General features: G+C 59.7%; 18 protein-coding genes and 1 pseudogene. 11 read left to right on the top strand and 8 right to left on the bottom strand.

The features are described from left to right. Nucleotides 1-3: 3 nt before the first annotated feature. Nucleotides 4-585: a PilZ domain-containing protein gene (locus J5M66_RS23355; RefSeq protein WP_016775478.1), complete on the bottom strand. Its 582-nt coding sequence runs from the start codon at nucleotides 583-585 to the stop codon at nucleotides 4-6. 94 nt (nucleotides 586-679) lie between these two features. On the opposite strand from J5M66_RS23355, the gene J5M66_RS23350 reads away from it, so the two are divergent. The 3 genes from J5M66_RS23350 (at nucleotide 680) to J5M66_RS23340 (ending at nucleotide 3,929) form a co-directional block, all read left to right on the top strand. Then, on the top strand, nucleotides 680-1,930 hold the full coding sequence (locus tag J5M66_RS23350; protein WP_207809349.1) for a lipoprotein-releasing ABC transporter permease subunit: 1,251 nt from the start codon (nucleotides 680-682) through the stop codon (nucleotides 1,928-1,930). A gap of 7 nt (nucleotides 1,931-1,937) precedes the next feature. Beyond that, entirely contained in the window at nucleotides 1,938-2,621 is a 684-nt protein-coding gene (gene lolD / locus J5M66_RS23345) for a lipoprotein-releasing ABC transporter ATP-binding protein LolD (protein WP_016775477.1), read from the top strand. 63 nt (nucleotides 2,622-2,684) lie between these two features. Then, on the top strand, nucleotides 2,685-3,929 hold the full coding sequence (locus J5M66_RS23340; RefSeq protein WP_125918340.1) for a lipoprotein-releasing ABC transporter permease subunit: 1,245 nt from the start codon (nucleotides 2,685-2,687) through the stop codon (nucleotides 3,927-3,929). 119 nt (nucleotides 3,930-4,048) lie between these two features. Here the strand turns inward: J5M66_RS23340 and J5M66_RS23335 are convergent, their stop codons facing one another. Both J5M66_RS23335 and J5M66_RS23330 read right to left on the bottom strand, forming a co-directional pair. Beyond that, on the bottom strand, nucleotides 4,049-5,395 hold the full coding sequence (locus J5M66_RS23335; RefSeq protein ID WP_207809351.1) for a heavy metal sensor histidine kinase: 1,347 nt from the start codon (nucleotides 5,393-5,395) through the stop codon (nucleotides 4,049-4,051). After that, on the bottom strand, nucleotides 5,395-6,075 hold the full coding sequence (locus tag J5M66_RS23330) for a heavy metal response regulator transcription factor (RefSeq protein ID WP_130903103.1): 681 nt from the start codon (nucleotides 6,073-6,075) through the stop codon (nucleotides 5,395-5,397). The genes J5M66_RS23335 and J5M66_RS23330 overlap by 1 nt, the downstream gene beginning before the upstream one ends. Before the next feature lie 166 nt (nucleotides 6,076-6,241). Here J5M66_RS23330 and J5M66_RS23325 point away from each other — a divergent pair, with 166 nt between their 5' ends. Together J5M66_RS23325 and queF are read left to right on the top strand one after the other, a co-directional pair. Further along, on the top strand, nucleotides 6,242-6,775 hold the full coding sequence (locus J5M66_RS23325; RefSeq protein WP_207809352.1) for a cupredoxin family protein: 534 nt from the start codon (nucleotides 6,242-6,244) through the stop codon (nucleotides 6,773-6,775). Nucleotides 6,776-6,836: 61 nt separating this feature from the next. Continuing rightward, nucleotides 6,837-7,667, top strand: coding sequence for an NADPH-dependent 7-cyano-7-deazaguanine reductase QueF (queF, locus tag J5M66_RS23320; protein WP_207809354.1), 831 nt, complete (start codon nucleotides 6,837-6,839; stop codon nucleotides 7,665-7,667). A 23-nt stretch (nucleotides 7,668-7,690) separates the two neighbouring features. Here queF and J5M66_RS27255 read toward each other — a convergent pair. From J5M66_RS27255 to J5M66_RS23310, 3 genes and pseudogenes are all read right to left on the bottom strand, one after another. Further along, nucleotides 7,691-7,798, bottom strand: a pseudogene (locus J5M66_RS27255) (metal ABC transporter ATP-binding protein); the annotation flags it as partial. Between the two features lie 57 nt (nucleotides 7,799-7,855). Next, complete coding sequence (locus J5M66_RS23315) at nucleotides 7,856-8,119, bottom strand: DUF4404 family protein (protein ID WP_016775472.1); 264 nt, start codon at nucleotides 8,117-8,119, stop codon at nucleotides 7,856-7,858. A gap of 108 nt (nucleotides 8,120-8,227) precedes the next feature. Continuing rightward, nucleotides 8,228-8,848, bottom strand: coding sequence for an HAD family phosphatase (locus J5M66_RS23310; protein WP_125918344.1), 621 nt, complete (start codon nucleotides 8,846-8,848; stop codon nucleotides 8,228-8,230). Nucleotides 8,849-9,047: 199 nt separating this feature from the next. On the opposite strand from J5M66_RS23310, the gene J5M66_RS23305 reads away from it, so the two are divergent. The 3 genes from J5M66_RS23305 (at nucleotide 9,048) to rssC (ending at nucleotide 11,745) form a co-directional block, all read left to right on the top strand. Further along, complete coding sequence (locus J5M66_RS23305) at nucleotides 9,048-9,737, top strand: VacJ family lipoprotein (protein WP_016775470.1); 690 nt, start codon at nucleotides 9,048-9,050, stop codon at nucleotides 9,735-9,737. A 344-nt stretch (nucleotides 9,738-10,081) separates the two neighbouring features. After that, nucleotides 10,082-11,263, top strand: a complete 1,182-nt coding sequence (gene rssB, locus J5M66_RS23300) for a two-component system response regulator RssB (protein WP_024013622.1) — start codon at nucleotides 10,082-10,084, stop codon at nucleotides 11,261-11,263. Further along, complete coding sequence (rssC, locus tag J5M66_RS23295; protein WP_003226553.1) at nucleotides 11,263-11,745, top strand: anti-sigma factor antagonist RssC; 483 nt, start codon at nucleotides 11,263-11,265, stop codon at nucleotides 11,743-11,745. The genes rssB and rssC overlap by 1 nt, the downstream gene beginning before the upstream one ends. Before the next feature lie 128 nt (nucleotides 11,746-11,873). Here rssC and tal read toward each other — a convergent pair whose 3' ends face one another. Both tal and J5M66_RS23285 read right to left on the bottom strand, forming a co-directional pair. Beyond that, nucleotides 11,874-12,800 carry a transaldolase gene (gene tal, locus J5M66_RS23290; protein ID WP_016775468.1) on the bottom strand — a complete coding sequence of 309 codons (927 nt, stop codon included), beginning with the start codon at nucleotides 12,798-12,800 and terminating at the stop codon, nucleotides 11,874-11,876. Between the two features lie 202 nt (nucleotides 12,801-13,002). After that, on the bottom strand, nucleotides 13,003-13,959 hold the full coding sequence (locus J5M66_RS23285) for a cellulase family glycosylhydrolase (protein ID WP_207809356.1): 957 nt from the start codon (nucleotides 13,957-13,959) through the stop codon (nucleotides 13,003-13,005). 288 nt (nucleotides 13,960-14,247) lie between these two features. Between J5M66_RS23285 and J5M66_RS23280 the strand changes: the two genes are divergently transcribed. From J5M66_RS23280 to J5M66_RS23270, 3 genes are read left to right on the top strand one after another with little or no spacing between them, the layout of a single operon-like run. Further along, entirely contained in the window at nucleotides 14,248-14,688 is a 441-nt protein-coding gene (locus tag J5M66_RS23280; RefSeq protein ID WP_123441997.1) for a low molecular weight protein-tyrosine-phosphatase, read from the top strand. 39 nt (nucleotides 14,689-14,727) lie between these two features. Then, nucleotides 14,728-16,950 carry a polysaccharide biosynthesis tyrosine autokinase gene (locus J5M66_RS23275; RefSeq protein WP_123441998.1) on the top strand — a complete coding sequence of 741 codons (2,223 nt, stop codon included), beginning with the start codon at nucleotides 14,728-14,730 and terminating at the stop codon, nucleotides 16,948-16,950. A 40-nt stretch (nucleotides 16,951-16,990) separates the two neighbouring features. Continuing rightward, nucleotides 16,991-18,073: a glycosyltransferase gene (locus J5M66_RS23270; RefSeq protein WP_122603757.1), complete on the top strand. Its 1,083-nt coding sequence runs from the start codon at nucleotides 16,991-16,993 to the stop codon at nucleotides 18,071-18,073. Nucleotides 18,074-18,088 lie beyond the last annotated feature (15 nt).

Here is an 18,088-nt window from a genome sequence, read left to right as displayed (position 1 = left end):
AAGTTAAATGCCAGATTCGTTCTGTTCGCGGGCCAGACGGCGTTCCTGAGCCTGCTTCTGCAAGATGTAGCGCGCGAGCAATTGGCGCTGGGCATCGGTCGGGCGCTCGAACTCGGTGCCGACGTCATAGCCATCGCCCTTGGGATCGCAATGGGTGACCCGGGCACGCAGCAGCAGACCAAGCGCCTGCGGCATCAGTACCAGTTTCACCGACAGGTGTGCGCCGGTGGCAATCGGGGTCGGGTACTGAAAGTCGATCCCGCCCTCGGAGATGATCACCGGCTGCGGCTCGCCGATGTGGCCGAGCACGGTCAGGGCGATCACCTGGCTGAGTAGGTCAATGCGTTTGTTCTGCGATTTGAGGAACGCGGCGATGGCGCGGTCGCGCTCGCTGATCTGCCGCAACAGGTGCTGCGACTCGAATTCGCTCAGGTGCAGTTCGCTGAGCAGGTTGAAGAGTGGGGAAGCATCCTGCAACACTTCCTGGCCTGCGGCTTCGGGAGCGGACAGGGGCCGAATTTCCAGTGCGATCGTGTCCTCGATACGGTAGTATTCGCGGCGATCTTCTTCATCTAATGTCGACATGGCGAACCCATGGTAGCGGCGGTGGTCTGAGTGTAAAGCTGGTTTTCGACCCCCGCCACAAGGACGTTCCTTTTCCCTCCGAACAAGCCCCGACATGTTCAGACCTCTCTTCGTATTTATCGGCACGCGTTATACCCGTGCAAAGCGTCGCAATCATTTTGTGTCATTCATTTCCCTGACTTCGATGATCGGGCTCGCCCTTGGCGTGGTCGTGATGATCGTCGTGCTGTCGGTGATGAACGGCTTCGACCATGAGATGCGCACCCGCGTGCTGGGCATGGTGCCCCACGCTACTCTCGAGACCGGCGAGCCGATCAATGACTGGCAGAGCCTGGCCGACAAGGTCAAGCAGAACCGGCAGGTGACGGCGGTGGCGCCGTTCACCCAGATGCAGGGCCTGCTGACCAACAACGGTCAGGTTTCCAAGGTGTTGCTCAATGCCATTGATCCTGCGCTCGAGCGCAATGTGTCGATCATCGACAACTTCATGAAGCAGGGCAAACTCGACAACCTGACACCGGGCAGCTTCGGCATCGTCATCGGCGACAAGGCGGCGACCAAGCTCGGCGTCGGCATTGGCGACAAGGTTACGTTCGTTGCTCCCGAGGTCAGTGTGACCCCGGCCGGCATGTTCCCGCGCATGAAGCGCTTCACCGTGGTCGGGATTTTCCATGTCGGCGCCGGTGAGCTCGACGGCTACCTCGGCGTGACCAATCTGCAGGATCTGGCGAAAATGCACCGCTGGAAAGCCGATCAGGTGCAGGGCCTGCGTCTGAAGTTCGAAGACCTGTTCCAGGCCCCGCGCGAGGCGTGGAACATTGCCCAGCAGCTCGGCGAAGATCGTTACTACGCCCGCGACTGGACCCGCACCCACGGCAACCTGTATCAAGCGATCCGCATGGAAAAAGCCATGATCGGGCTGCTGTTGCTGCTGATCGTCGCCGTCGCCGCGTTCAACATCATTTCCACGCTGGTGATGGTGGTGAACGACAAGAAGGGCGACATCGCCATTCTGCGCACCCTTGGCGCCACTCCGGGCACGATCATGCGCACGTTCATGGTTCAGGGCACGGTAATCGGCGTGGTCGGCACGGCGATCGGCGCGGTGGTCGGGATCCTTGCGGCACTGAATGTCAGTGCGGCCATTTCGGCGCTTGAAGGGCTGATCGGCCACAAGTTCCTTAATGCTGACGTGTATTTCATTGATTATCTTCCTTCGCAGGTCCAGAGCCAGGACGTCGTCATGGTCTGCGCCGCTGCGTTGGTCCTGAGTTTCCTCGCCACCCTGTATCCCGCCTGGCGTGCCGCGCGCACCCAGCCGGCGGAGGCGTTACGTTATGAGTGAGTCGGGCATGAGTGAACAAGCAATTCTGAGCTGCCGTAACCTGGGCAAGTCCTATGAGGAGGGCCCTGAGTCGGTACAAGTGCTGGCCGGCCTGCAACTGGAGTTGCACCCGGGCGAACGTGTAGCGATCGTGGGCAAATCCGGTTCCGGCAAAAGTACTTTGCTCAACCTGCTCGGTGGGCTCGATACGCCGAGCAAAGGCAGTGTCTGGCTCGACGGCGAAGAGCTGTCGGCATTAAGCGAGAAAAAGCGTGGCCTGCTGCGCAATCGCGCGCTTGGTTTCGTTTATCAGTTTCACCATTTGCTGCCGGAATTCACCGCGCTGGAAAACGTCTGCATGCCGCTGTTGATCGGCAAGACCGCCATTCCGGAGGCGCGCCAGCGTGCCACGGCATTGCTGGAGCGCGTCGGTCTGGGCCATCGTCTGGAACACAAACCGGCGGAACTGTCCGGCGGCGAGCGTCAGCGCGTGGCCATCGCCCGTGCCCTGGTCAACAACCCGGGGCTGGTGATGCTCGATGAGCCAACCGGCAACCTTGACCTGCATACCGCCGAAGGCATTCAGGACCTGATGCTGGAGCTGAGCACTTCGATGCGCACGGCGTTCCTGGTGGTGACGCACGACATGAACCTGGCTCGCCAGATGGACCGCGTTCTGCAGCTGCAGGAAGGCTGCCTGACTCCCATCTGACTGGCTGAAACCCGGCGCCCGTAACGGCGCCGGGTCTTTTATTTCTATACGGTGCCCCAGCGAATGTTCAGACCGTTATCGATCTTTATCGGCACGCGCTATACCCGCGCCAAGCGCCGCAATCGCTTTGTTTCGTTCATTTCGATGACCTCGATGATCGGCCTCGCCCTCGGCGTGCTGGCGATGATCGTGGTGCTGTCGGTGATGAACGGCTTTCAGCGCGAAATGAGCTCGCGCATCCTCGGCATGGTGCCCCATGCGACCATCGTTGGCGTCAAGCCGATCGATGACTGGCAGCCAGTCGCTGCCGCTGCGATGAAAAATCCCGAAGTGACGGCCGCCGTGCCGTTCACCGAGATGGAAGGCATGCTGTCCTACAAGGGTTCGATGCAGCCGATTCAGATCAGCGGCGTTGATCCGGCCCAGGAAGGCAAGGTGTCGATCGTTGCCCAGCACATCGTCCAAGGTCGTCTGGATGCCTTGAAGCCGGGCGAATTTGGTGTGGTGATCGGTGAAATCACCGCGCGGCGTTTCCGCCTCAATGTCGGCGACAAGATCACTCTGATCGTCCCGGAAGTCAGCACCGCGCCGGGCGGTATCACCCCGCGCATGCAGCGCCTGAATGTGGTGGGCGTGTTCAAGGTCGGCGCCGAGCTGGACGGCTCGATGGGCCTGATCCACGTCGCCGATGCCGCGACCATGCAGCACTGGCAGCCGAATCAGGTGCAGAGCGTGCGGCTGGCAGTCAAGGATCTGTACGCGGCACCGAAAGTGTCTGCGGACATCGCCAGTGGCCTTGGCGCCGAGTTCAAGGCTGACGACTGGACCCACACCCAGGGCAGCCTGTTCAGCGCGATGAAGATGGAAAAAACCATGATCGGCCTGCTGTTGCTGATGATCGTCGCGGTGGCGGCGTTCAACATCATTGCGACGCTGATCATGGTGGTGAACGACAAGGGCGCCGACATCGCGATCTTGCGCACCATCGGCGCTACGCCCCGGCAGATCATGGCGATCTTCATGGTGCAGGGCACGGTGATCGGTATTGTCGGCACCATCATTGGCGGCGTGCTGGGCGTGATTGCGGCGCTTAATGTCAGTGAGCTGGTCGGCTGGGTCGAGCGTGTGACCGGCCAGCATATCTTCAGTTCGGACGTGTATTTCGTCAGCAACCTGCCTTCGGAACTGCAGGGTGGGGATGTGCTGTTGATCTGCTCGGCGGGATTCATTTTGAGCTTCCTGGCCACGGTGTATCCAGCGTGGCGGGCGGCGAAGATCGAACCGGCGCATGCCTTGAGATATTCGTAAGCGACTCCATGCTCGTTCCCACGCTCTGCGTGGGAATGCCTCAACGGACGCTCTGCGTTCGGCTCTTGAAGGGACGCGGAGCGTCCTGGGCTGCATTCCCACGCAAAGCGTGGGAACGATCAGGTCCGAGGCAACTCGATTACAAACCGCGTCCAACCCGCTTCAGATTCGCAATGAATCGTCCCGCCATGGGCACGCACGATCGACTGGGTAATTGCCAAGCCCAACCCCGCATGCTCACTGCTGCCTTCCTGCCGCGCCGGATCCGCTCGATAGAAGCGGTCGAACAGACGTGGCAGTAATTGCGCTGAAACCCCCTCGCCACTGTTTTCGACGCAGACGCGCACGATCTCCCCCTCGTCGACGATGCTCAAGCGCACATAACCCTCGGCCGGGGTAAACCGCAGTGCGTTATCCAGCAGGTTCGACAAGGCCCGGCGCAACATGCCGCGATCACCTTCGATTTGCGCTTCACCTTCACGGCTCAAACTCACGCCAGCGTCTTCCGCCAATGGCGCAAAAAACTCCAGCAACATGTCAGCTTCATCCGCCAGTTCCAGCGGTTCGCGCTTGGGCATCAGCAAGCCGTGGTCTGCCTTGGCCAGATAGAGCATGTCGTTGACCAGTTGCGCCATCCATTGCAGTTCTTCGAGGTTGCTGTGCAGCGCTTCGCGGTATTCCTCCAGTGCCCGTGGGCGGGTGAGGGTGACCTGGGTGTGGGTCAGCAGATTCGACAACGGTGTGCGCAGCTCATGGGCGATGTCGGCGGAGAATGCCGAGAGGCGCTGAAACGAGTCGTCGAGGCGTGCGAGCATGGCGTTGAAGCTGTAGGCCATTTCCGCAAGCTCTGGCGGCATCTTCTCCTCAGGCAGTCGGGCATTCAGCGATTGCGCAGAAATCCCACGGGCCACTGCGCTCATCCGCCGCAACGGGCGCAGACCGCTGCGCGCGGCCCAGGCCCCGAGCACGGCAGTGGCCAGCGCCGACAGGCCGACGGTCAGCCAGATCAGATGCTGCATGCGCGCAAGGAAATGCTGGTGATGGGTGATGTCCAGCAGCAGCGTCAGTTGTGGCGAATCCGCTGTGTCCGGGTAGAGCGGGGCGCGCAGCACGCGGTAATCGGTGCCGTCATGGCTGATGGTCGACAGGCCGGTTTGCAGCGGCAGATTCTTCGGAATCTGCACCGAGCTGTCATACCAGTGTTGTCCATCGCCACTGGTGATGCGCAACGACAGATCGGCCTGACGGCTGAGTTCATCGGCCAGCCGCGCCTCGCGCTGGGCAGGTTGGAGATCCTGCAAGGCGCGGCGCAGGCCGATCAGTTTCGTCTCCAGTTGTTGCTGGTCAAGCTCGATGAAGTGCGCCTCGCTGGCGCGGTCGAACAGCACCCCGGCGAACAGCGAGACCACCGCAGTGCAGGCGGCAAACAACAGCGCCAGGCGCGTGCTCAAGGACCAACGACGCATCACAGCGAACGCTCTTCGAGCACGTAACCCATGCCGCGCACGGTGTGGATCAACTTGTTGGGGAAGTCATCGTCGATCTTCAGGCGCAAACGGCGGATCGCCACTTCGATGACGTTGGTGTCGCTGTCGAAATTCATGTCCCAGACCTGCGAGGCGATCAGCGATTTGGGCAGGACTTCACCCTGACGGCGCAGGAGCATTTCCAGCAGGGCGAATTCCTTGGCGGTCAGGTCAATGCGCTGGCCGCTGCGTTCGACCCGGCGGCGGATCAGATCCAGGCGCAGATCGGCCAGTTGCAGACTGGTTTCCTGGGCGATCGCGCTGCCGCGTCGCAACAGGCTGCGCACTCGGGCGAGCAATTCGGAGAAGGCGAATGGCTTGACCAGATAATCGTCGGCGCCCAGTTCGAGGCCGTGAACCCTGTCCTCCACCGCGTCTTTGGCGGTGAGAAACAGTACCGGCGTTTCGAGGCCGGCGCTGCGCACCGCTTGGAGAATCTGCCAGCCACTGCGCCCGGGCAGCATTACATCGAGGATCAACAGCGCGTAGTCGCCGCTCAAGGCCAATTGCTGGCCGCTGATTCCGTCGGCCACCAACTCGGTATTGAATCCGGCCTCGGTCAGGCCCTGACGCAGGTACTGGCCGGTTTTCGCTTGGTCTTCGACGATCAACAGTTTCATGGGCGACTCGGGCTGGTTCGGGATGAAAAAGGGCGAAGGCGTTATACCGTGAGATCCGGCGATAAGCGCCAAGCTGACAAAGTTGTAATCTGCCTGTCAGGTCGATGCCAGCCCTGGGTGGCTAGAGTTTCCCACAGGCTGAACCCTCTCTTGTTGGAGTACGACCATGTTTTTGCGCACCTCGCTGAAAATAGCTGCCTGTCTGCTGGCACTGAGTACGCCAGCCTGGGCGACACCGGTGCACACCTTCGCCTTCGGCCAGCCGGCAGCGGCGAGCCAGGCCACGCGGACTATCGAAATCGTCATGGGCGACATGAACTTCGACCCGAAAGCCATACAGGTCAAGGCCGGTGAGACCATTCGCTTTGTGCTGGTGAATAAAGGCCAGTTACTGCACGAATTCAACCTCGGTGATGCGGCGATGCATGCCAGTCACCAGCAGGAAATGTTGCAGATGCAGCAAAGCGGCATGCTTACGCCTACCGGCATGAAAGAAATGTCCCACGACATGGCAGGCATGGATCACGCGGCGATGGGCCATGGCATGCAGCATGACGACCCCAACAGCGTACTGGTCGAGCCCGGTAAAACCGCCGAGTTGACCTGGACCTTCAGCAAGGCAACGGCGCTCGAGTTTGCCTGCAATATCCCCGGGCATTATCAGGCCGGCATGGTCGGCAAACTGACAGTCAGTCAGTAAGCACTCAAAGGCGCGGGCAAAGGCTGGTAGAATCCGCTGATTCTTCAGTCAGGTTTCCGCCATGCATCCCGCAGCCGAACATTCGCCGCTGGGCAAATCCAGCGAATACATCGCCACTTACACGCCGTCCCTGCTGTTCCCGATTCCGCGCACCGCGAAATGGGCCGAGCTGGGCCTGACCGCCGAAACCCTGCCGTATAAAGGCGTGGATTTCTGGAACTGCTTCGAGCTGTCGTGGCTGCTGCCCTCGGGCAAGCCGGTGGTGGCGATCGCTGAATTCAGCATTCCGGCGGACTCGCCGAACATCATCGAATCGAAGTCGTTCAAGCTCTACCTCAACTCGCTGAACCAGACATCGTTCGCCGACGTCGCCACATTGCAGGCGACGCTGGTCAAGGATCTGTCCGCCGCTGCCGGCAAACCGGTGGGCGTGCGGGTGCGCAGTCTGAAAGACGTGGAAGCTGAAGGCGTGGTGGCGTTGCCGGGCGTGTGCATCGACGATCTGGATATCAGCGTGAGCAATTATGAACACCCGCGTCCGGAGCTGCTGCGTTGCGATGATTCGCGGATCGTTGAAGAGAGCGTGCACAGCCACCTGCTCAAATCCAACTGCCCGGTGACCAGCCAGCCGGACTGGGGCAGCGTGGTAGTGGAATATCGCGGCGCGGCGCTGGATCACGCCAGCCTGCTGGAGTACATCGTCAGCTTCCGCCAGCATTCGGACTTCCATGAGCAATGCGTTGAGCGGATTTTTCTTGATCTGCAGCGGTTGTTGAAGCCGGAGAAACTCACGGTGTTTGCGCGCTATGTGCGCCGGGGTGGGCTGGATATCAACCCGTATCGCAGCACTGAAGAGGTGCAGCTGCCGAATCACCGGCTCGTACGTCAATAAAGAAACGGAATGTGCGATATCCCTTGTGGGGGCGAGCCTGCTCGCGAATGCGGTGTTTCATTCAACGATGATGTCGACTGACACGACGCCTTCGCGAGCAGGCTCGCTCCCACAAGGGCTTGCATGCACATTTCGGAAATGAAAAAGCCCTGCCATCGCTGGCAGGGCTTTTTTTGTGCGGCGGGGCGTCAGATGCCCATGCTGCCCAGCGTATTCATGATATTGCGCAGAGTGCCGGCGATCGCCGGGTGTTCGACTTCGAAGCGCTCGACCGCCAGGTTCACGCCGTCGGCGATGCTCGCGTCCTGGGTGGCAGTTTCCAGCTGGATTTCCGATTCGATCTGCGCCATCAGCGCATGCAGATCCTCACGCTCGGCTTCCGACAGCGGTGGATTGTGTTCCAGCTGCTCGCGCAGGGTATCGAGCTGTTTTTGCAGTTCTTGGGCGGGCATGGTGGTTTCCTTTTATCAATAGGCACTGGCATTGACCGCAGCCACGCGCCAAAGGTCTATGGCTGACCTTTAGATTAATCCACTCTTGGTAAACCTGCATGACGCCGATCAGGGCTTTTCGCCTTTGGCGCGGCGCAGGCTGATGTCGGCGAGGCAGGCGTCCAGTTCGCCGAGATGATCGATTACCGAATGCACACCCAGGCCGAACAACTGCACGGTTGCCTTGCCGCGCAACTTTTCGCGTTCCTTTTGTGACAAAGCCTGCCACTCGCTCGGGCTCAGGCCGCATAGCGAGCCACAGGACGCCAGGCCAATCGTCCATAACCCGGCATTCAGTCCGGCCTGTAACAGGCGCGGCTCACCACTGACCAGCACGCAGCCGTCGAGGCGGTCGATGTTCAAACTCATCAACGCCTGCCAGCACGCGTTGGGCGCTGGCCATGGATTCATTGTTGCTGAATGTTGCGTCGGTTTGATCCAGTCTGGCAGCGAGGCGGCCAGTGGCTGAGCGAGGGCAGGGGGCAATTCGTCGAGCCACGCGCAGGGAATTCCCTGGCGCTGCAAACTTTTCAGGCTATCGAGTGCGCCGGGTGTAGTTTTGGCATGTTCCGGCTGGGCGTTGAGCTCTTGCGCGGCGCGGGCACCGAAATCCACCAGGCAACCGCTCAGGCCGAACAGCACGGCAGTCAGGCCGGGCGCGGCGACGGGCAAGGTTTCGGCGTGAGTCATGGCAACGTCCCTGAAATAACGCTCAAGACTAGGGCGCTGGGGTGACAGTTGCATGACAGCCGAGTGAAAGCCTGTGTAGGAAACTTCCTGCATATCCTTGCAGCGGCGCACTGCCCAAATCGGCGTTTATGCTTATACTAGCGGCCTTAATGCTTGGACCGAGAGGTCCGCGCCAGTATCAAATCCAAGGAGTTTTTCTATGCGCTGGAGCCCTTCGCTCACTCAGCTAAGTGTATGTGCCAGCCTGTTGCTGGCGCCGTTCGCCACCCAGGCGGCCACCGAAGAAGACCCTTGGGAAAGCGTCAACCGGCCGATTTTCCAGTTCAACGACTTCGTTGACACCTACGCGCTGAAGCCTTTGGCGCAGGGTTATGAGTTCATCACCCCGCAGTTCGTTGAAGACGGCATTCACAACATGTTCCGCAACGTCGGTGACGTGACCAACCTGGCGAACAACATTCTCCAGGCCAAACCGGCTGCAGCGGGCGTTGATACCGCCCGACTGATTTTCAACACCACCTTCGGTCTGCTCGGCTTCTTCGACGTCGGCACCAAGATGGGCTTGAACCGCAGCGACGAAGACTTCGGTCAGACCCTCGGTTACTGGGGCGTGGGCAGCGGCCCGTACGTGATGCTGCCGTTGATGGGCCCGAGCACCCTGCGTGACGCACCGTCGAAATACGTCGACAGCTTCACCGGCGCGTACCGCTACATCGACCACGTGCCGACGCGTAACTCGATCTTCGGCCTGAACATCGTCGACACCCGCGCCAGCCTGCTGTCGAGCGAGAAGCTGATCAGCGGCGACAAATACACCTTCATCCGCAATGCTTACCTGCAGAACCGCGAGTTCAAGGTGAAGGACGGTCAGGTCGAAGACGATTTCTGATTTCGATCGGCGACAGAAAGGCGACCCTCGGGTCGCCTTTTTTGTCCGCGCCAGAGCGTCACCGGCAACTGCCGCTACCTTCCATCGGGTTACCGTTGGAGCGGTTCTTATAACTCCCGGTGATTTGACAAACAAAGTCGTCTAGCGACAATCGGCGCATGCTTGAAACGCTCTGCGGATGGGAGTACCGTCTGCGCCTTAGAAGGGCACCTCTGTTTAAAACCGCGCGCCAGGCGAATGCTTGAAAGCGCTGCAACAGAGAGGCTAGAAAGCGAATCCAGTAGTCTGCGCAGGGCCGTTGCCCCGCTCACTACGCCAACCTAATTCTGGCGCCGTTTGCCCACATGCCAAAAACCAGTGCCACGCTGCTGATAATCGATGATGACGAGGTAGTGCGCGCGAGCCTCGCGGCCTATCTGGAAGACAGTGGTTTCAGCGTCCTGCAGGCCGGCAACGGTCAACAGGGTCTTCAGGTATTCGAGCAAGACGAGCCCGATCTGGTCATCTGCGATCTGCGCATGCCGCAGATGGGCGGTCTCGAACTGATCCGTCAGGTCACCGAGCGCTCACCCGATACGCCGGTGATCGTGGTCTCGGGTGCCGGGGTGATGAACGACGCGGTCGAGGCCCTGCGCCTGGGCGCGGCGGATTACCTGATCAAGCCTCTCGAAGATCTGGCTGTGCTCGAGCACTCCGTGCGCCGGGCCCTGGATCGTGCGCGACTGCTGCTGGAAAACCAGCGCTACAGCGAGAAGCTGGAAAAGGCCAACCGCGAGCTCGAAGCCAGCCTGAACCTGCTCCAGGAAGACCAGAACGCCGGTCGCCAGGTGCAGATGAACATGCTGCCGGAAAGCCCGTGGAGCATTGACGAATTCAACTTCGCCCACCAGATCATTCCGTCGTTGTACCTGTCGGGTGATTTTGTCGACTATTTCCGTGTCGACGAGCGCCGGGTCGCGTTTTATCTGGCGGATGTTTCCGGGCATGGCGCGTCATCAGCCTTCGTCACCGTGCTGTTGAAGTTCATGACCACGCGGTTGCTCTTCGAATCGAAACGCAGCGGTACCTTGCCGGAGTTCAAGCCTTCGGAAGTGCTCGGTCATATCAACCGGGGGCTGATCAGTTGTAAGCTGGGTAAACACGTCACAATGGTCGGTGGAGTCATCGACGAGGAGACCGGTTTGTTGACCTATAGCATCGGCGGCCATCTGCCTTTGCCTGTGTTGTACACGCCTGACAGTGTTCGTTATCTCGAAGGCCGTGGCCTGCCGGTGGGGCTTTTCAATGAAGCCACCTACGAAGACCACGTGCTTGAGCTGCCGCCGACGTTCAGCCTGACGCTGATGTCTGATGGCATTCTGGACCTTTTGCCGGAAGCAACGCTCAAAGAAAAAGAGGCTGCTTTGCCCGAACGGGTGAAGTCAGCGGGCGGCAGCCTGGATGGTCTGCGGCAAGTGTTTGGTTTGGCCACGCTAGGGGAGATGCCGGATGATATCGCCCTGTTGGTGTTGAGCAGGAATCTTTAATGAGTACCGGTAGAATCCAGTTCGCCGAGCAGGACGGCACCTTCGTCCTGAAGTTCGTCGGTGAAGTTCGCCTGACCCTGTGTTCGGCGTTGGATGCGACTATTGAGAAAATCTTCACCGCGCTGAATTTCAACGCGATCGTGATCGATTTGACCGAAACCCGCAGCATCGACAGCACCACCCTCGGCCTGCTGGCCAAACTGTCGATCCTGTCGCGGCAGAAGGTCGGCCTTTTGCCGACGGTTGTCACCACCCACGAAGACATCACTCGGCTTTTGCAGTCGATGGGCTTCGAGCAGGTGTTCAACATCGTCAACCACCCGGTGCCGTGCCCGGAGTGCCTGGACGACCTGCCGGATCAGGACCAATCCGAAGAAGTGGTGCGAATCAAGGTGCTGGAAGCGCACAAGATTCTCATGGGCCTGAACGATTCCAATCGGGAAGCGTTTCATGATCTGGTGAATGCGCTGGAGCGGCATTGATCCAGTGAATTGAGGATGCATGGGCGGCCTCTTCGCGAGCAGGCTCGCTCCCACATTTTGATCAGCAGTTACCATAAAAAAGGGCGAACCCTCACAGGTTCGCCCTTTTTGCATTCTACAAACTCAGATCACAGCTTGGCCTGCAGCAATGCTTCCAGTTTTTCCTGATCGCGGGCGAACTGACGGATGCCTTCAGCCAGTTTCTCGGTGGCCATCGCGTCTTCGTTGGACAACCAGCGGAATTGCGCTTCGTTGAGGCTCAGACGCGCTTCACCGGCATTGCCCGGTGCCAGTTTGCGTTCCAGCTTGCCGGTATCGGCGGCGAGCTTCTCCAGCAGTTCGGGGCTGATGGTCAGGCGATCACAGCCAGCCAGTTGTTCGATCTGGTTGATGTTACGGAAGCTGGCGCCCATGACCACAGTCTTGTAGTCATTAGCCTTGTAGTAGTTGTAGATGCGCGTCACCGACTGCACGCCAGGATCATCGGCGCCGGTGTAGTCGTTGCCGTTGGCCTTCTTGTACCAGTCGTAGATACGGCCCACGAACGGCGAAATCAGGAACACCCCGGCGTCGGCGCAGGCGGCGGCCTGGGCGAAGGAGAACAGCAGGGTCAGGTTGGTCTGGATGCCTTCCTTTTCGAGGATCTCGGCGGCGCGGATGCCTTCCCAGGTCGAGGCGATCTTGATCAGCACGCGGTCGCGGCCGACGCCGGCCTTGTCGTACAGCTCGATCAGACGATGCGCGCGCTTGAGGATCGCATCCTGGTCGAAGGACAGGCGCGCATCCACTTCGGTGGAGATGCGGCCCGGAACCACGTTGAGAATTTCCTTGCCCACTGCGACGCCGAAACGGTCGCTGGCCAGGCCGACATCGCCCTTGCAGTCGCGAACGCAATCGTTCAGCAGTTCGGCGTAACCGTGAATGGCCGAAGCCTTGAGCAGCAGGGAAGGGTTGGTGGTGGCATCGGTCGGTTTGACTCGGGCGATCGCTTCGAAGTCGCCGGTGTCGGCAACCACGGTGGTGAACTGTTTGAGTTGTTCCAGCTTGGAAGTCATGGGCGTGCTCTATCCTATGGGTCTGAAGACATTACCCGAGCGCTGACGGGCACTCAAGGGTGCATTCGTGGATCGATGGCCCCTGCGGCAACAACCTGAAAACGATTGTTTGAAAGGTGGGGCGCGGTGTCGCTGAATACGATGCCAAAACAGCCCACAGGTTCAAAGCAACCGACCTGTGAACAGACCGGTTGCCCAAGGCTTACTCAGCGTTCAACAGACCTTCTACCGACAAGCGCGCCGGTTTTGGCTGGCCGTCAGAGGTGAGAAAGCCGAAGTTCTTCTCGCGATCGTTGCTGCCCGAATCACTGTTCCGCCATTCATAGATAGAGGTCAGGGGAATATTGAGGCGTTTAACGTCGGTAATAAACGCGTTGATCTTGGTCGCTTGCCCCTCGGGACCACCGTTGGAGGCGAGGGCCGAAACCCCCCATTCACTGATGACCCCCGGCAGATTGAAGTTCTGCTGGATGAAGGTCTGTGCGTTGCTGATCTGCGTGGCGGTCATGCCGTAAGGGTGATAGGACACGGCGTTCAGGCATTTGGGGTAATCGCTGACGATACTTTTCATCGCCACCGTTGACGCCGAGCCCGCGCTTGGCGGCCGGGCGAAGCCGAAACCGACCCGTGGCGTCGTCTGCGGCTGACCTTCGAAGGCCTTGCACATGCCAGCCATGAACGGCACGAAGGTGGTATCGAAATTGCGCGTCGGCCAATAGGTTTCCAGATCCGGCTCGTTCCAGATTTCGATCGCCACCAATTGCGAACTCCAGGTTTTTTCCAGCCCGGTCACGGTGTTGGCGAACTTAGCGCCGGCGGCGTTCAGCTCCTCTGGCGAAGTGGCCGGCAATGCCTTGATCGCGCGCACCGTCAGCAGCACCGGCAGGCCGGCGGAAGCGGCGGCGGCGAAGGCGTCGCTGACCTGTTTCTGATAAGTCTTGGCGGTGAGGCTGTCACTCCACACGCCGAAGCGCACAAAGCTGAAGCCTGCGGCCTTGATTTGTGCGGCATCGGCGGCGGTGAAGCTCTGGATTTTCACCTGCACGCCGATGGTTTTCGCTGGAAGGTTGGGGAACAGCTCACTGGCGTGAACCTGGCTGGTGGCACCGAGGGCCATCAGGGTGAGGGCGGCGAGTGTATTGCGCTGTGCTGTTTTCATGTCTGCTCTCCTGAAGAGAATGACAACTACGAATATTTATCCCGTTACTCAATTTCCGATAACGGTGATGGCACTAAGTGCGCGAATGTTATTTTTTGTCAGGAAAACAGCAACTGAAAATCACAGTTATTTTTAGTCCGCTAATTGTGGTTGGGGCGGCTTAAAACGCTGTGGTACTTAATGTTCCTGTACTAACAGGGCGAAGCTATTTCTGAGTGCAGGAAAGTCGTGGGGTTCATTAACTTTCACGGCATGTTGGCTGTTTGATATTACACAGGAAAGCAAGACTTGTTCAAAAAGATCCTCGTTGTCTGCGTGGGCAATATATGCCGAAGTCCGACGGCCGAACTACTGCTGCGCAACGCGCTGGGCCCGTCCGCCATCACCGTGTCTTCCGCCGGCCTGTCCGCCCGCGTCGGCGAGGGCGTGGAGGCCTCGGCGCGGCAGGTTCTCGAAGAACACGGGCATTGCGCCGAGGCCTTCAAGGCGCGGCAACTGACCTCGGACATCGTCAATGACTCGGACCTGATCCTGGTCATGGAAAAGACCCACGTCAATCAAGTGCTGAAGATTGCCTCGCACGCCCGAGGCAAAGTGTTTCTGCTCGGCAAGTGGCAGAGCGAGCGCGAAATACATGATCCGTATCGTCAAGGCAAAGCCGCGTTTATTCATGCCCACGCATTGATTGAAGATGCTGTTAGTTCATGGGCAAAGCGTCTCGGGCATTGATGAATATTCTTCAGAACAGTAAATGGTAAGAACAGACTTATGCAGTTACCGTCCGTAATCGGCACCCGCGACAATGATCAAGACAGTATTGATCTGCTCGGCATCTTCGGCAGCCTGATCGACCAGAAGTGGCTGATCGGCGCGTTGACCGGTGCCTTCATGGTCACCGGCGTCGCCTATGCGGTTCTGGCAACGCCAGTGTACCTGGCGAACGCGCTGGTGCAGGTCGAACCGAAAAAGAACGACATGCTGGGTTTTTCCGACCTCAACAGCATGCTCGGCGGGCAATCGCCGTCGGTGACCGAAATCGGCATCATCAAATCCCGCGCGGTGATCGGCAAAACCGTTGACGACCTGCGCCTGGATATCGACGTCACCCCCAACACGTTCCCGTTGATCGGCGGCTTTCTTTCGCGGCGTTATCGCGGAGACAGCGAGACCAGCGTCGCGCCGCCGCGTTTCGGTTTGACCAGTTATGCCTGGGGTGGCGAGCGCCTGGAATTCACTCGGCTGCAATTGCCGAAAGACCTGCTCGGCAAGAAACTCACCCTGATCGCCGGCGAGCAGCAGCGTTTTCAACTGTTCGATGAAAACGACAATCTGCTCGCCGAAGGCGTCGCCGGCGAAGCGTTTGCCAACGACGGCGTAGAAGGGCAGATCGCGCACTTGTCGGCCAACCCCGGCACGCGCTTTCAGGTGGTGCGCAATCCACGCATCGTGACCATTCAGGGCTATCAGGACGCGCTGGATATCTCCGAACAGGGCAAGGAGTCGGGGATCATTCGTCTGGCGCTGGCCAGCTCGGACGCGGCCGAGGCGGTGAAGATTCTTAACAAGATCGCCTCGCTCTACGTCGAACAGAACGTACGGCGCACCTCGGCGGAAGCCGCGCAGAGCCTGGCCTTTCTGCAAAGCCAGTTGCCCCAGGTCAAGCGTGATCTGGCCAAGGCCAGCGACGCCTTGAATGCCTACCAGACCCACGGCAAGACCGTGAACATCTCGCTGGAAACCCAGTCGGTGCTGGGCCAGTCGGTGGCGCTGGAAACGCGCATCTCCGAGCTGAAAATGCAGCAGGCCGAACTCGATCGCAAGTTCACCAAACAGCACCCGGCCTACCGCGCCTTGATGACGCAGATCGGCGAGCTGACCCAGCAGCAGAAATCCCTCGAGGGCAAGGTTCAGGACTTGCCGGCCACCCAGCAGGAATTGCTCAACCTGACCCGCGACGTCGAGGTGGCTTCGCAGATCTACACGCAGTTGCTGAACAAATCGCAAGAACTCGACATCGTCCGCGCCGGGGCCGTCGGTAACGTGCGCCTGATCGACACTGCCGATGTCGACCTGACCAATCCGATCAAACCGAAGAAACCACTGATCGTGCTGATCGCGACATTGCTCGGCGCGTTTGTCGGCGTGGCGCTGGTGCTGCTGCGCAAATCCCTCAGCCGAGGCCTTGAAGGCCCGGAGGGCATCGAGCAGTTGGGCCTGCCGGTTTATGCGTCGATTCCCTACAGCGCCTTGCAGGAAGAAGAGGACAACAAAAAGGGCCGCGCCCGCGACGGCGTCGACAAACCTGCGTACCTGCTGGCGCTGCGCAACCCGACCGATCTGTCGATCGAATCGATCCGCAGCCTGCGCACCTGCCTGCACTTTGCCGGGCTCGATTCGACCAACAACCGCATCATGATTTCCGGGCCGAGCCCGCAGGTCGGCAAGACCTTTGTTTCGTCCAACCTTGCGGCGGTCATGGCCCTGAGCGGCCAGCGCGTGGTGCTGATCGATGCCGACATGCGCAAAGGGCACCTGCACAAAACCCTCAACACCCCGATCAGCAACGGTCTGTCCGACCTGCTGGTCAAGCGCTGCACCCTCGAACAGGCGATCAACAAGGTCGAAGTCGACAACCTGCATTTCATCAGCCGGGGGCAAGTGCCGCCCAATCCTTCCGAGCTGCTGATGCACGCCAACTTCCGCGAACTGCTGGCAGAACTCAGCGAGCGCTACGACCTGGTGATCATCGACACGCCGCCACTGCTGGCAGTGACCGATGCCGCCATCGTCGGTCGCGAAGCCGGCATCAGCCTGATCGTCACCCGCTTTGGGGTGAACCCGGCCAAAGAGATCGAACTGACCATTCGCCGCTTCGCCCAGAACGGCATCGAGTTGAAAGGCGCGGTGTTCAACGGTGTCGAGAAGCGTGCGGCCAGCTATTACGGCGGCACTGGCTATTACAACTACGAATACGCGTCCGACAAATCCTGATGGTTGCCGATTGTTCTTTCCTGTTTGAAGTGGGTGAGCTGTGAAAAAAATACTGCACGTGGCAGAGACGATCAAAGGTGGCGTGGCGACGGTGATCCGCACGATCTCGGCATCGCCTGAAGATGACGCGGCGAATTATCAACTGGTCTATCTGGTGCCCGAGGATCAGGCCAGGGAGCTGCACGGCATCGCCCCGCAGCAGGTGCGCACTTTTCCACGCAGTGGCCGCAACGTGCCGTCGCTGCTGCGTTTCGCCTGGCGTCTGAGCCAGGTGCTGCTCAAGGAAAAGCCCGACGTCGTGCATTTGCACAGCACCTTTTCCGGGGTGATCGGCCGTGTTGTGTGTGTGCTGCTGCGACCATGGCGCAAGCCGAAAATCGTCTACTGCCCGCATGCGTTTTCGTTCCTGATGGAAAGCTCGCCGACCAAGCAGAAAGTCTATGCGTGGATCGAGCGCGTGCTGCAGAAAGTCACTGACGTGATCATCTGCGTCAGCCAGTACGAGCTGGACAAAGCCGCGCGTTTCGGCATCGAGCGCAAGCGCATGAAGCTGATCTACAACGGCATTCATCACAAGGATGACGCGCCGAAAAGCGCTGGCGCCGAGCCGATTCATCTGCTGTTCGTCGGGCGTCTGGATTACCAGAAAGGCTTCGACGTGCTGCTCAAGGCCTACGCCAAGGTCAATCGCAACGACCTCAAACTGACGGTGGTTGGCAGTGCGGTCAACGAAGACTCGGTCGAGTGCCCGCCGATGGATTCGGTCGAGTACCTGCCGTGGGTGACCCCTAGTGAAGTGCAGGCGCTGTATCAGAAAGCCGATGCGCTGATCGTGCCAAGTCGCTGGGAAGGCTTTGCCATGGTGCCGCTGGAAGGCATGGCCATGGGGCTGCCGGTGATTGCCAGCAACTGCACTTCACTGCCGGAACTGGTCACCAACGAAGTGTCCGGCTACGTGTTTCCGTCCGGCGATCACCAGGCGCTGGCCGATGTTTTGACGATCATCCAGAAGCCGCGCCTGCTCGACCTCGGCAACGAAGGCCGGAGCATTGTCCGCGAACGCTTCAGCGCCGCGTTGATGATCCGCCAGACCTACGACCTGTATCACGCTCCCACTTATTAAGTAGAACTCAAGCTT

It is taken from the genome of Pseudomonas sp. 67(2021) (assembly GCF_017491835.1).
Taxonomy (GTDB): Bacteria; Pseudomonadota; Gammaproteobacteria; order Pseudomonadales; family Pseudomonadaceae; genus Aquipseudomonas; species Aquipseudomonas atacamensis.
The sequence above is the reverse complement of the archived record's forward strand: the minus strand, read 5'-3'. Positions and strand labels throughout refer to the sequence as shown.